11 protein-coding genes are annotated in these 14,394 nt (G+C 47.7%); 7 read left to right on the forward strand and 4 right to left on the reverse strand.

The window, feature by feature from the left end; translation table 11 throughout:
• Window positions 1-167 precede the first annotated feature (167 nt).
• On the forward strand, window positions 168-626 hold the full coding sequence (locus ACRRS1_RS12930) for a dCMP deaminase family protein (protein WP_432463367.1): 459 nt from the start codon (window positions 168-170) through the stop codon (window positions 624-626).
• On the opposite strand, the gene ACRRS1_RS12935 is transcribed toward ACRRS1_RS12930, so the two are convergent.
• Window positions 623-1,633, reverse strand: a complete 1,011-nt coding sequence (locus tag ACRRS1_RS12935; RefSeq protein WP_432463368.1) for a bile acid:sodium symporter family protein — start codon at window positions 1,631-1,633, stop codon at window positions 623-625. The genes ACRRS1_RS12930 and ACRRS1_RS12935 overlap by 4 nt on opposite strands.
• A 246-nt stretch (window positions 1,634-1,879) precedes the next feature.
• Between ACRRS1_RS12935 and ACRRS1_RS12940 the strand changes: the two genes are divergently transcribed.
• From ACRRS1_RS12940 to ACRRS1_RS12955, 4 genes are all read left to right on the forward strand, one after another.
• Complete coding sequence (locus ACRRS1_RS12940; RefSeq protein ID WP_432467661.1) at window positions 1,880-3,316, forward strand: DUF1254 domain-containing protein; 1,437 nt, start codon at window positions 1,880-1,882, stop codon at window positions 3,314-3,316.
• Between the two features lie 91 nt (window positions 3,317-3,407).
• Window positions 3,408-4,193: a hypothetical protein gene (locus ACRRS1_RS12945; RefSeq protein WP_432467660.1), complete on the forward strand. Its 786-nt coding sequence runs from the start codon at window positions 3,408-3,410 to the stop codon at window positions 4,191-4,193.
• Window positions 4,194-4,268: 75 nt separating this feature from the next.
• Window positions 4,269-4,631, forward strand: a complete 363-nt coding sequence (locus ACRRS1_RS12950) for an Mg2+ and Co2+ transporter (RefSeq protein ID WP_432452757.1) — start codon at window positions 4,269-4,271, stop codon at window positions 4,629-4,631.
• Between the two features lie 138 nt (window positions 4,632-4,769).
• Complete coding sequence (locus ACRRS1_RS12955) at window positions 4,770-5,606, forward strand: HlyD family secretion protein (protein ID WP_432452756.1); 837 nt, start codon at window positions 4,770-4,772, stop codon at window positions 5,604-5,606.
• A 667-nt stretch (window positions 5,607-6,273) separates the two neighbouring features.
• Here the strand turns inward: ACRRS1_RS12955 and gltS are convergent.
• Together gltS and ACRRS1_RS12965 are read right to left on the reverse strand one after the other, a co-directional pair.
• Window positions 6,274-7,473, reverse strand: coding sequence for a sodium/glutamate symporter (gene gltS / locus ACRRS1_RS12960; RefSeq protein ID WP_432467659.1), 1,200 nt, complete (start codon window positions 7,471-7,473; stop codon window positions 6,274-6,276).
• Window positions 7,474-7,746: 273 nt separating this feature from the next.
• Window positions 7,747-8,919: an OmpP1/FadL family transporter gene (locus ACRRS1_RS12965; protein WP_432452754.1), complete on the reverse strand. Its 1,173-nt coding sequence runs from the start codon at window positions 8,917-8,919 to the stop codon at window positions 7,747-7,749.
• 387 nt (window positions 8,920-9,306) lie between these two features.
• Here ACRRS1_RS12965 and ACRRS1_RS12970 point away from each other — a divergent pair, with 387 nt between their 5' ends.
• Both ACRRS1_RS12970 and ACRRS1_RS12975 read left to right on the forward strand, forming a co-directional pair.
• Complete coding sequence (locus tag ACRRS1_RS12970; RefSeq protein WP_432459570.1) at window positions 9,307-10,842, forward strand: sulfatase-like hydrolase/transferase; 1,536 nt, start codon at window positions 9,307-9,309, stop codon at window positions 10,840-10,842.
• Window positions 10,843-10,951: 109 nt separating this feature from the next.
• Window positions 10,952-12,103 carry an anaerobic sulfatase maturase gene (locus ACRRS1_RS12975; RefSeq protein WP_432467658.1) on the forward strand — a complete coding sequence of 384 codons (1,152 nt, stop codon included), beginning with the start codon at window positions 10,952-10,954 and terminating at the stop codon, window positions 12,101-12,103.
• A gap of 52 nt (window positions 12,104-12,155) precedes the next feature.
• Here the strand turns inward: ACRRS1_RS12975 and ACRRS1_RS12980 are convergent, their stop codons facing one another.
• Window positions 12,156-14,309, reverse strand: a complete 2,154-nt coding sequence (locus ACRRS1_RS12980) for a TonB-dependent siderophore receptor (protein ID WP_432467657.1) — start codon at window positions 14,307-14,309, stop codon at window positions 12,156-12,158.
• Window positions 14,310-14,394 lie beyond the last annotated feature (85 nt).

Consider the following 14,394-nt stretch of genomic DNA (forward strand, 5'->3'; position numbering starts at 1 on the left):
ATCAAGCACTCCAAGGCAAATGTGCTGCTCAAGCATCAAGCTCGATACCGTTAGCAAGGATCTCTATAGAATTTACAAAACAAATTTAGTTTCAAACCGTTAGCGAAACTTGCAAGCAGGCGTCAAGTTCCGCAGAATAGCGCGGTACAATTAGCAGAGACTTAATCATGATTTCAAAATGGGCAAAACGCTTCTTTCAAATGGCTGAACTGGTTGGCTCTTGGAGTAAAGATCCTTCCACTCAAGTTGGTGCGGTCATCACCGAGCACAATCGTATCGTATCGCTAGGATTTAACGGTTACCCACACGGAATTTCCGACAGTGCAGAAACCGACAATCGCGAGATGAAACTGCTTAAAACCCTACACGCAGAAGAAAACGCGATCTTATTTGCCAAGCGCGATCTATCTGGTTGTGAAATTTGGGTCACCCACTTTCCCTGCCCCAATTGCGCCGCAAAAATCATTCAAACTGGGATTAGCGAAGTTCATTGTCCTGAGCAAAACCAAGAATTTATGGCTCGTTGGGGAGACAAAATAAAAATAAGCCAAGATATGTTTGAGCAAGCTGGTGTGCGAGTTGACTGGTTGCCTCAACAGGAACTAAGTAAAGCATCAGCAGACTAACCCCTTGCTACTGGTTGATGTAAGTCCTTAACTTTTTCGGCTGCGGCATAGCGATTGGCTAGTAGCGCACAGTAAAAAATCTGGATTGGATGATAGAGCATAATCGGTAGCAACAGCATCCCGAGGTCTGGGTTAGCGCTAAAGATCACCTTAGCCATCGGCACTCCCGCCGCTAAGGTTTTCTTGCTACCACAAAAAACTGCGGCAATTTCATCGGCCGAATTAAAGTCCAGTAGTCTCGCAACCAAACGAATACTATGCACGACACTAAGCAACACCAATAGCGAGATCAGGAATGAAAATAATAAATATCGCGGACTAAACTCCCCCCAAATATGCTCCACCACCGAATCACTAAAAGCATTAAACACAATCAATAAGATCACTAGCTTATCAATTTTATTTAAGATGCTTTTATAACGCTGAAACAGGCTTAACAACAGTGGTCGTAGAGCTTGCCCAATGATCATCGGCAACAACAATAATTGACAAATGGAACTCACCGTTGCCATTAAATCCATAGCGCCGCCGTCTCCGCCCATGAATAACTGCACTAACAAAGGCGTGATAAAGACCCCAAGCAGACTCGATAGGGAGGCATTAAATACAGCCCCCGCAACGTTCCCTTGAGCAATACTGGTCATCGCGACCGACGACGAAATAGTACTGGGCAAGGCGAATAAGTAACAGAAACCAAAGGCCAGCGCACTGGGCAATAAGGCATGTAACAAGTCACCAAACAGTACCCATAGTAAGGGATAAACCACAAAAGTGGTCACTTGAACCATCAGATGTAATCGCCAATTAAACAGCCCTTTTTTGATTTCCTTCGGTGCCAAACCTAAACCATGCAAAAAGAAAATTAAGGCAATACCGATCGCCGTCAGCTGATCAAGATGCAAATAGCCTCCGGAGCGTCCCCATTGTGGCACCAGCAACGCCAGTACAATAGCGAACAACATACCGAGTAAAAACCATTCTTTTTTTATCCAACGGAAGTACATCATAATTGGGATAAGCTCTTGATATTTAAGCGACAGTCATATCATACGAAATGAACTAGCACAAATGCAAAATAATCTTTATATGAACCTATTCCGCTTTATCATCCGCTCTCATTTAATTGAATAAACAAATATTCTACTTCAACGCTCAGAGCAAGCTCAGCAGCTTTGTATTGGATATCTTAATAAAGGCTATTAAGCACTTAATCACAACTTTTCGATAAGCTGGCGCCAAATCAGAGGAGATATATGATGATTACCCCTAGCTTATGTAAGTTATCTTTAGCAGCGCTTATCGCATCGAGCTGTTTATTCAATGTCAGCCCCAGCACAGCGGGCACTCCCCAAGCCACTCAGGCCGAGCAACTGCAACAAGCGCTGTACAACGAATCCTATACCTTAGCGGTGAATGCCTATCTATGGGGTTCAACCTTAGTCAGAATGGAGCAAATCGCTCGCCAATATTCCGATGTATCTGAACCCCAAGCGGCCACCAGTTATCGTGGCCCACTCAATCAGTTTGGTCATGCTCGTCGACTCAGTACGCCTGCCGATACCGACATGCCAACAGCCAACCGCGACACCTTGTACTCCAGCGCGGTACTGGACTTAAGCCAAGAGCCAATGGTCTTGAGTGTACCAAAGCTTGATCAACGCTACTACGTCATCAACATGTTCGACATGTGGCATAACTTATTTCAATATGTAGGCACTCGCGAAACTGGCAGCCTAGCCAAACAGTTCCTAATTGTTCCTCCGGGCTGGGAAAAAAAACCAACCACCCCGCGCGACCTGAGCATTATTGAAGCGCCCACGAGCAAAGTGTGGTTATGGGGGCGTACCCAAGTATTTGATGAGCAAGATTACCCAGCAGCACACCAGATCCAAGATCAGTACACCCTCACCCCACTGAGCGAGTATGCCGGTGAAGCCAGTAGTAAAGTAACATTCAGCCCCTTAGCACCTCGTCCAGGTAAGGCCGATGATCCGCTCCGTTTCTTCGTTGAACTTGGTGAATACTTAATGGCCAATCCACTACCGGAACGTCAACAAGCCTTAGCGGGTCAATTTAGCAAAATCGGTCTCAGCCAAGATGGTTTCGATGTAAGTTCACTGAGTGAGTCCAGCCAAGAAGCGCTAATTGCTGGTATACAAGACGCACAGAAAATTGTTATGGCACAACAGGCCAACCCTGCCAATCTCGAATTTAAAGACGGTTGGGTATATACCTTCGCGCTAGACGCCTTTGGTGATGACAATGCAATGCGCTCACTTATTGCTCACCCCTACCTCGGTGGCCAAGGGCCTCAAGAAGCCATCTATCCGATGGCCGCGATGGACGTAAACGGCCAAGCGTTATCTGGTGAAAACAGCTATGTAATGAATTTTGACGGCGAGCCTCCAGTCGACGCATTTTGGTCAGTCACAGTCTATGATGCGCAAACCAAAATGTTGGTTGAAAATTCGATCCACCGCTACAGCATCAGCAACTTGAATCAATTGAATAAAAACCCAGACGGTTCATTTCAGTTGCAACTTAGCCATAAAAAACCGACCGACGGACAGCTTGCAAACTGGCTGCCACTACCAGAAGGTCGCTTCTATGTATTAGCTCGACTGTATATTCCGTCAAAACAAATTCTCGACATGAGCTGGACGGTGCCAGGGATCAGCAAGCTCCAATAGCATTATTTCACCCGGAAATAGCCGAACCATATCGGCTACTTCCGATTGATTGACTTGATCATGAGTAATCCATAGTCCTAGGAAAAAATTGATGACTAAATTGGTAACCAGCCTCTGTACGCTTCCTTTAATAATCTCTGGTTTGACTTGGGCAGAAACCGCCAGCGACGATTTACAAGACATGTCGGACCCACTTGCTGTTTATACCCAAGTTGGCGGCGGTATCACCGATATGGGCCTCAACCTAAAAATTGGCCAAAGCTATGATACCGGGGTCGAAAACCTCGGCGGAATGAATGTGTTTGAAGTAAAAGGCTTTGCCGGTGACATCACCGGTTGGAGTGACTCCCAAACGGGACCCAGAAACAATAGTATTGACTCAATCCGCTTTCGAAATTTTGAAGCCAGTCTAGAAAGCGGTCGCGGCAGACAATTAGATGTGAATTATAACCTTGCCCAAGAGTTCGGCACGGCTTCCTATAGCTTCATTCAAGCCTTGCCCAAGTTTGGCCAACTTAGTCTGTTTCCTCTGCTTGGTGCGGGTGTTGCCTTTGGCAATAATGTGATGGGCGACCACCAACAAACAATCAGCGGCTACTCGGTACCCGGAACGTTTGCGGTGGTCGGAACTTACGCCAAGTATGCGCTTAGTGACCGCCTGTGGCTTAACTATAATCCGATGTGGATGAATACATTGTCGGGCTCGGATATATACAAACAACATGGCTTTGAGGGCCACAATAGCGTGTTAACTCACGAAATAGCGCTCTCCTACCAAGTATCGCCGCGCTTTAATGTTAGGTATTTTGCCAACTGGTCTGAGTATAGCGACATAGGCAAAGGCAACCATCGGATAGAATTTAACTACCAGCTCTAAATCATCGAGCAACCATTTACGCTGCCACTCAAGTCGAGCGGCAGCGTGAACCCACGCCCTACACAAGAACACCGAATGGTCATTCACCCAACAACATTTCACTATCAACACTACCCCACAGTCTATGGTTTATTAGAATCACTTGCCTTTATGTGGTTTGTGGTATTGGTTACCCTCGGGATTGCAATTTGGCTCATCGCTAAACTTTGGCATATCCATTCTATCCCCAAGCACCTGGCACAGGAGCAAGGCCTGGCACAGGCAAAACTGATTTTTTGGTTGTGCATTCTTGGACTGTTTTATAAACCACTATGGATCCTTGCCGTTTTGGCCATCGTCACCGACTGGGAAAACTACAACAGTGGCTTAAAGGAGCGGTCTCATGAAAGAAATCATGTTGCCCTATATATTGATCGTATGGTTACTATTCAAATTTAAGGTTCTCAAACCAAGCGCCAGAAACTACTTTGCCAGCATCGTGATTGGTTGTTTATTGGCACTGGCACTGTTTGTCGGTCACCGCTTCTACTCGTCGCTAGATTTGACCAATTCAACTACGGTCAAGGCCCCCACGCAGTGCTCTCACCCGCATTGGGTCAGCACATCGATAAGATCTACGTCGATCATAACCAACAAGTGAATGAGGGAGAGATCCTTTATACCTTAAAGGACGATAAAATTGCCGCCGCGATGAGCGAAGTACACTCGGGCTTAAGTGAAGTAAAACGAAGCATTGAAGCCCAGCAGGTGCTGCTTTCTCAGGCGCAGCGCGATTACCAGCGTAACTACGATATGCAACAGCACGTCAGCCTTAAAGAACTGGAAGAGTCAGAAGATGCGGTCGCGATGATCAAAGCCGAGTTGAAAATACTTGAGGCGAAGCGAAATGGCCTGCTGGCGAAACTTGATAACCTCAAATTTGACTTATCACGACTCACGGTTCGCGCGCCCTTCACTGGCATGGTCACACATGTATACATTGCCGATGGTTCACGGATTGGCTCGCTGCATCTTTGGGATATCAACAAAAAATTTGTCGAAATGCGGATTGCCGATCAAGCCTATCAATACATTAAACCGGGACAGTTTAGCGAATTTTATGTGGATAGCTTTCCGGGACAAATATTTCGCGCCAAAGTCCATAGTATCGTGAAGGCAACGGGCGAAGCCCAAGGCAATCTATTGCCCACGGAGCAAGCCGTATCCAACCATATTCAACGCGGTGGCGCGCCAGTAGGTCGAACCGTAATCTTGAGTATCGACCAAACCACCATGGACATGATGCCCATCGGAGCCACTGGCTCGGCATGGATCAGTGCCGAGAAGCCTCACGCCCTATTCGGCTTTCTTGACATTATTGGCGGAGCGACCTTAAGGCTAAGCTCAGTCAAATCCTATCTGACCGCACTCTAAGCGCACGCCCCTGACGCAAAGTACAGTGCTGTGCGAGCACTGGACTTTTCCTGCGGAATCAAACGCAGCCCCGATAAATGGAGGCCGCAATGGAGGCCGCAATGGAGGCCGCTATGATATTGACAAGGCCTAAAGCCATGCATCACAAGCTTGGAATTAATGACGGCTTTCCTCCCCTGAGCCAACATGGAGACTCAGCCTTGCCTTCGGAACTGACAAAATCTGGCTATCCTCTGATTGACACACTCCGACCAAAGCGAAACTGCAGACCAAGCCAATCCACTAACGGCCAGTCGAGGCATTTTGGCCAATCAGCGTCTATGTGGCGAAAACCAAGCGACTGCTTGAAAATTTAATCTATCACGATGGTGTCAGCAACTGCTCTCAAAGTAATGAAAATCCGGACATTTCATTGCGCTTACAAGTCAAGCATAAAAAAGCAGTCGATAGACCACTTGCAAACCAGCGGCCACGACGAAACGCCCACTTGCTTGTATTCAGCCGCGGGGATATTCCGTCACAACAAATTTTCGACATGAACTGGACGGTGCCAGACAGCAGCACAATTCAATCACCGCATTTCCACCGGAAATAACCGAGTCATATCGGATTTTTCCAATTGAACGCTAAACCGCCTTAGACTTTTCCCAAGAAACAACCGCGCGCTTCACCAGCTTGTAAAAAAATTAATAGCGAAGGCATTGAAGATGTCTACAAAAAAACCGCACACCAGCGGCACAATAATAAACGCCCGATGCGCCGCTCCATGTTGTTTACTCACCGCCGTCATATTAGCGATGGCAGTCGCGGTAGAGCCAAGGGTGATCCCACCAAAGCCAGAGCAAATGACGCAGGCTTGGTAGTCTCTTCCCATCAAACGAAACACCACCAACAAGGAAAACATAACCGACAGTAAAATTTGTAAGCTCATCACCACCGACAAGTAGCGAAACAAACCCGCTAGCTCCCAAACTTTTAAATCCATCAGCGCCATCACAATAAACATCCCCAAACAAATATCGGAGATCAGTGACAAGCCCTGATCACTGCCCTCAACATGTGCTTTGGGTAGCACTTTACCGGGACGATTACCAATCAATATGCCAGCCATTAGACAGGACACAAACATCGGAAGCTCGGCACCGGCAGCCTGGAGACCTTGTTGTATGCCATAGCCCAACATTAAGGCCAAGTTAAGCCGAAGCCAGGCAAATAGCAGGCTATAACTGTCGACCATTTGGTGGGGTTTGGTATAGGCCTGACCAATATCTAAAGACGCTTCCTGATTCCCCTGTAAACGGTGTTTACTCATTAAATAATTGGCAATTGGTCCGCCAATTACGCAGGCAAAGATCAGACCAATGGTATTACTGGCAATGCCTAACTCCATAGCATTACTGATCCCTAAGTCATTCACAAACTTTGGCGCCCACGCCAAAGTTGTACCCACCCCACCAATCAGCGCAATCGAGCCAGACATAAGACCAGCTCGGGGATCCATCCCAAAACTACTCGCAACCCCCATGCCGATAAGATTTTGCAACACAATATAAATAGCAGCCAAGCCACTTAAAATCAGTAAAGGTTTCCCCCCGCGGAGCAACGATTTGATATCCGCATTCAGCCCCATCGCAGCAAAAAAGTACAGTAGCAAAATATCTCTAGCTTCAAGATCAAAACTAATTTGAATGCCAAACAAAAAGTAAACGGCCGCCACCACACAGGCACATAAAAAGCCGCCAATCACCGGCTCAGGAATGCTATAACGTCTCAGTAATTCATAGCGATTAAGGCTGGCTTTACCGACAAACAATAAAATAATGGCGAGGGTAAATGAAAAGAAACCACTGGCACTCAAATTTTCCACAGCTAAACCCTTAAAATAAATATGGATACTTCGCGTTGTCAGTTTAGCACTATTGATACATTTCGTTTGCGTATATCTATCGCAGCTGGGCTCTCTGTAAAGCTGAACGCTTTGCTTTTTTATCTTTTAAATCAATCACACATCAAGCGCTGCAATCTTTCAATAAGCCGCAAGCGCTAAATCAACAAGCCTGATCTGGCCGCCAGCCCCATTTTAGACCAGCGATGTGCATGACTCAGACGAATCCTTTGTGTTGCGCTCACCCTTATGGCGCTAAAACGAGTGATTTAAAGTGACACCGATAAACTGATTATGATTATTAAAATAGCCATTCATTAAGCCAGATTGGATCGCCGGCGAGCCATAATCCACGTAGCTATAATAAACATTCATCGACAACTTTTCGTTCCACTGATAAGTCGCGCCGATACTGTAACGATGCTGCTCTGCAACCGGTAGATCTGCCGATTGGCGGCTGGCATCATCCAGTGGTGAACTGGTGTAACCCAAGCCAGCTTCTAAACGAAGTGTCGGATTGAGTTGATAACGTCCACCAATAGCTGCAAACCAAACATCCTTGAAATCACGGTTCTTTTCCGCCAGCTGCTGATTATTTAATTCGATATAAGTGATTTCGTTAGCACTCCATTGCTCCCAACCAAGGCTCCATACCATGCTCATGGGCTGGCTCAGTTGGTGCAAACCAGACAGTTCAAACTGGGCAGGATGAACCAAATTGATCCCAACATCGCCTTCCAGAGGAGAACTGGAACGCAGATGTCCCCCAAAATTGTGGTGCATCGCAGAGCGATAGCTCGCGCCTAAGCGATGCAGGTGGTTAATTTGATAGCTCAAACCTAAGTTGTACCCAAAGGCAAAAGAGTCGGTTTCTAAAACAGCGTGATCCCTAAACATCTGTTGCTCAAAGTTTGCGTAATCCACTTGAATACCAGCACCCAGCGACCACGCCTCCGACAGGCGATATGAGAGTGAAGGGTTAAATTGCAACACCGATAGTTGCAGGCTGTTTAAACTCAAGGCCCCGGCATATTGCTTCCCGTAATCCAAAGCACTGCCGCCGGTGGCTACCAAACTAGCTCCCACAGCAAGGGTGTCAGAAAGGGGCTCAAGCCAATAGAGTGAGCCATAAGCCTGAACGCCGCCCGCATTAGCGCTGTCCAGGGCTGAACTGCGCTGGTCGTGATATTGCACCTGAAGATCCATGGCTGCCAAATTTACCGCCAGCTGTCGTTCACTAAAATAGGCCATCGCTGCTGGGTTGCTATAGGCCGTACTGGCATTGTCGGCAAGTACCGCACTGCCCGCACCCGCAGTCCCCACATTGAGCTTGCTCATCTCCTGTACCAACGAGCCCGCCGCATAGGCAGGACTGGATAGAACGGCGATGGTGAATAGCGATAACCTGCTGCCTAACTGCATCATCATGAACTCCTGGATACTGCATCGCGATGTTGAGTCGCTAACAACAAGCGCTTGTGAGTGAAAAAATGAATGCCCTAGGCTAGCAAATTCAAGCGGCTGAACTTGCTATAAAAAAGAATAGTGTGAATTAAATAATTTAATAGAAAACCAATTCTCCATAAAGAATATTCAAAAAATTAACTCAACGTGAATCATCCATCACGATTAGCAAGTGCCACCCCTATCGTTTATTACATATATTAATAAAGCTTATTAAACCAAACCAACACCAGCTTCGCTACACTGGGCTCGTCCAACATCGGTTTGGAGCTTCTGAACTGGTGAGCGATACGTTGCAGGCAGTTGCTTGCAACGCACCGCTCGCCGCCAAACCATTAAGAGGTAAATAACATGACCATAAATCGTTCTATACTGGCACTGGCGCTCGGAGCATCTTTTAGCGCCTACGCTGCGCCACAGCAACCCAATGTCGTTGCCATCATGCTTGATGACGTCACCACCATGGATATTTCGGCCTATCACCGAGGCTTAGGCGCCATTAAAACCCCCAACATTGACCGCATCGCCAAAAGCGGCATGATGATCAGTGACTACTATGCACAAGGAAGCTCCACCGCTGGCCGCTCCGCCTTTATTACCGGACAATACCCATTTCGCACTGGCTTAACGTCGGTGGGTCAACCGGGCTCCAGCATCGGTTTGCAAAAAGAGGATCCGACCCTCGCCGAAATGTTAAAAGCCAAGGGCTATGCGACGGTGCAGGTGGGAAAACACCATCTTGGAGATCGCAACTCAATGCTTCCCACAGTGCATGGTTTTGATGAGTTTTTCGGCTTTTTGTATCACCTGAATGTGATGGAAATGCCCGAACAACCGGAATATCCACAAGATCCAAATTTTGTGGGCCGCCCGCGTAACGTATTACATAGCATCGCGACCGACAAATTTGATCCGACCGAAGACCCTCGTTTTGGTGTGGTTGGCAAACAAATCATTACCGACCAAGGGAAACTCGGTGCCAAACGCATGGAAACGGTGGATGAAGAGTTTCTCAACTTTGCCACTCAATGGTTGGATAAACAGCACGCAGAGGCACCCGAACAACCTTACTTCATGTGGTATAACCCCACTCGCATGCACCAGAAAACCCATGTTCGCGCCGAACATCAGGGGAGTAGCCAAACCAGTGTTTACTATGACGGTTTAAAAGAACTGGACCTCCAAGTAGGTGAATTGCTCGACAAACTGGAGTCGCTTGGCGAAATGGAGAATACCATCGTGATGTTTACCTCCGATAACGGAGTTAATCTCGACCATTGGCCAGATGGTGGCGCGGCTTCTTTCCGTGGCCAAAAAGGCACCACCTGGGATGGCGCTTTCCGAGTCCCAATGCTGATTAGCTGGCCCGGACATATTCCAGAGAACAGCTATACCGACGGATTTATGACCGCCGAAGACTGGGTACCCACCATCATGGCGGCAACCGGAGACAGCAGCATTAAACAACAGTTGCTGAAAGGTAAAACCATCAATGGCGTCAACTACAAAGTGCATCTCGATGGCTACAACCAACTCGACATGCTGACCAAAGACGCCCCCAGTAATCGTCATGAGTTCTTCTACTATAACGAGCAAGATCTAAACGCGGTTCGAGTGGATGAATGGAAAGTGCATTTAAAGACCAAAACCGAATGGATGGCACCTGCCAAAGAGTGGCCCTTGGGGATTTTGCTAAACATTAAAGCCGATCCCTACGAGCGCTCACCCGATACCTACGGTTGGTTTTTGTGGATGAAAGAGAAAACCTGGGTGGTACCAAGCCTGCAACACAAAATTGTGCAATACCAGCAATCTCTCAAGGACTTTCCACCGCGCCAAAAAGCCGGAGGAATAGGCATGGCAGATAAATCGGTTATCGCCAAGTAACTGACCAGCTTCGGTAGAGGGTTAAGCCTCTACCGAAACGTTAAATCCAGACCAACAGCGGACTTTGCGGCTCATGGACGACTGAACGACAACTCACCAGAGGTAATCCATGACAACTCAAGCATCTGTTCCCTATAGCCTATTCATTAAAGCCGAAGGTGCAAAGTGCAACTTAGATTGCAGCTATTGCTACTACCTTAAGCAAGCCGAGCAGCGCAGCACCAGAATGAGTAAGGCCAAGCTGAAACAAGTGATCAAAAATCACATTCAATCGCAACCCGATTCAAGCCAGCCTGTCGACTTTATTTGGCATGGCGGCGAACCCATGTTACGTGGCCTGGAGTTCTATCAGCAAGCGGTGGCTCTGCAACAACAACATGCGGCGGGCCGCCCCCTGGCCAACACTCTGCAAACCAATGGCACGCTGATCAACCAGCGCTGGGCTCAGTTTTTCCGTGAGCACAAATTTTTTATCGGGGTGAGCATCGATGGAGACCAAGTGCATAACGATATCGCGCGGATCGATCATTCCGGTCAGTCGTCATTTCAGCGCACCATGCGTGGCATTGCCCACCTCAAGGCCCATCAGGTTGATTTTAATACCCTGACCGTAGTGAATAATCGCACTTATCAACAGGGCAAGGCTATCTATCAGTTCTTGAAACAACATGGCAGCGGCTACATGCAGTTTCAACCCTGTATTGACCACCCCTTGGACCGGCGTTCAGAACACGACTGGAGCCTTAATGGTAAGCAGTGGGGAGAGTTTCTTTGTGATGTTTTTGACCAATGGAGCGAGCAAGATGTGGGTCAAGTTTACGTGCAATTTTTTGAAAATTGTCTGATGTTGTTGATGGGCTACCCCAGCCAAATGTGCCACCATGCCGCCAGCTGTGGACAACAGTTGATGGCAGAAGCCGATGGTGAAGTTTATAGCTGTGATCACTTCGCCTACTCTGATCACCGCCTCGGCAATGTGCAACAAGACTCGCTGCAAAGCATGGTCAGCGGCCAACAGCAACGTCAATTTGCCGCGAATAAATCGGCGAGCCTTTGCAGCCAGTGCCAAAGCTGTGATTTTTTAGCCCTATGTCAAGGTGGCTGTCCGAAAAATCGTAGCCTCGCCGCTGAACCAGGCAAAGCCCTGAATCAGCTCTGCGAAGGCTATCAAATGTTTTTTATCTATGCACTGCCCCGATTATTAAAGATGAGCGATGCAATGATGAAGGGCTATTCCCCTGCCCACTACAAGATGTTTTAAGCCTCTGTAGAGGCAACAACAGCTGTTTAAGCATAGCAGAGAGCGCCCGTGCCTAATCACCAAATGCCATGCTCAAATTCAAGCTGGCATGAAATGGTTGCCCCACTGCCACCGCATAGGCGGAGCTACCAATAGACGAGCTGTAATATTGGGTATTAAACAAATTGTTCAAATTCAATTGCACAGTAATCGGATGTTCGCGCTCGAAGGTATAGGCTGCAAATACATCGGCAACACTGTAAGCTGGCAGGGAAAAAGAGTTGTTATTGTCACCCGCCCGTTTACTGGCGGCGCGAAGCCCCCCACCGTAACGTAAACTCCCCTTACCAGAGAAAAGCGATCCTTGATCATAACTTAACCACACCGAAGCGGTATGTTTCGCAACGTTCGCCAAACGCTTGCCTGCATAGTCAGGATCTTCCAACACCTTCGCATCCGTCAGACCATAACTGGCAACAACTTGCAATCGCTCGAAAAGTTCACCCGCCACATCCAATTCGATGCCTTGAGAGCGAACCTGACCTGCGGTGCGATAAACCGTTTCATCGTTCACCGTTTCGGAGTAAGCCACGTTTTGCTTAAGTGCATGATAAAACGCCAGCGTCATGCTAAAACGCTGGCCCAGATCAAACTTACTGCCAAATTCGTAAGCCGTGCCCTGTTCAGGGTCCAAATTACCGTAGGGATTGCCAATTGAACTATTCGGACGAAAAGTTTGGCCAACATTAGCATACAGCGAGCTATCCCCAGTCACCTTCCATACCAGACCTGCATTAGGTAATAAGGCGGTGCCACTGGAGTCGGTATTGTGCGCAGCGCCTCGACCAGCATCGATATCAAACTGCTGCATCCGTAATCCAGCAACAGCTATCCATTGCTCATTTAAGTGCAGTTGGTCCTGCAGATAAAACGCACTCGTTGTTATGGTTTCATATTCGCCCACTGCTTGCTCGGCATTGTAATCACAGCCCTGCATCTGTCCATACAGCGGGTCATAAATATTAAAATCTGAGTTGGTATTACAGTTTTGCAGTTTGGAACGTCGAGTTGTTTCATGGTCGAAGGAGGCGCCCAATAATAAATGATGCTGCCCCCCCAGACTGGCGGTCTGGCCGGTGAGGTCGCTGCGAACCGCATGCATACTCCGTTTATAATAGTCTCGAACATCCGCCCGTCGGGTCACATTGCCGGTCGCCGAATCGTAGCCTCGAGTTCGAACCTGATTGGCGACAAAATCATCCTGAGAATAGGCATAATTGAGTGCCACATCCCAACTTGCATTGAGATGATGGTTCAGCGCTAGTTTTGCCAGATCCGAGTCCCCTTCGATTTCCGAGAACACTTCATCGAAACGAAGTCGTGGGTCTGTCGCAACAAAATCTCCCTGAGTCACATCAAAGATGGTGCCGCGATCATAGGGGGCTAAATATTGTTGATGGGTATAAGAAAGTAGCACTTCGGTGTTCATTCCTTGCCAAAGCAACGAAGGTGCAATCGTCCAGTTTCGATTCTGACCAAAATTTCTCCAGTAGTCGCTGTCTTCAAATTCACCAATCATCCGGTAGGAAAAATCACTATTGCCGAGCTGCCCGGTCAGGTCGCCCCCCAATACTTCGCCAAAACGCCCCGCCCCCAAGGCAGAATACTTTGACCAAACTTCAGCAGAAAAAATTTGCTGCGGCTTTTTACTCACCACATTTACCATTCCACTTGGGTCGAGCACACCATATAGCGTAGAAGAGGGACCCTTTAATACTTCGACATAGGCGGTGGTTACATTAAACGAATGAGGAAAAGCCGTCTTTAAACCATCGCTTAACAAAGAGCCATCACGACTAGAGCCAAAGCCGCGACGAATAATTGCGTCTTCTTTCCCACCAATGGTATTGGTTTCGCTCACGCCACTCACATGAGAAAGAGCATCGATCAGGGAGTCACTGGAGCGGTCTTTGAGCAGCTGAAGGCTGACCACGGTTATCGATTTTGGGATGTCCATGAAAGAGGTGGCTGTTCGTGTCGCCAGCGAACTGTTTGCTAAACGATAACGGTCTTGAGCGGCTTGAACCTTCATCACCGTAAGCTCTAAGGTTTCCTTGGTCAGGCTGCTTTCAGTCGCAGCATACAGTAAACGAGGACATACCAGTAAAGTAAAACCCAAAACAACGCGGCATTGGCCTGCCTGTCTAGAAGAAATATTGAATAACATCGATCATTCCATTTATACGATGGCTACACTGCAAACGGGTTATTTTTCAGCCTATCGCCACAACTTAATTTAACAAGACCATAAA

Origin of the sequence: Agarivorans sp. Z349TD_8 (assembly GCF_050870825.2) — a bacterium.
GTDB lineage: Bacteria > Pseudomonadota > Gammaproteobacteria > Enterobacterales > Celerinatantimonadaceae > Agarivorans.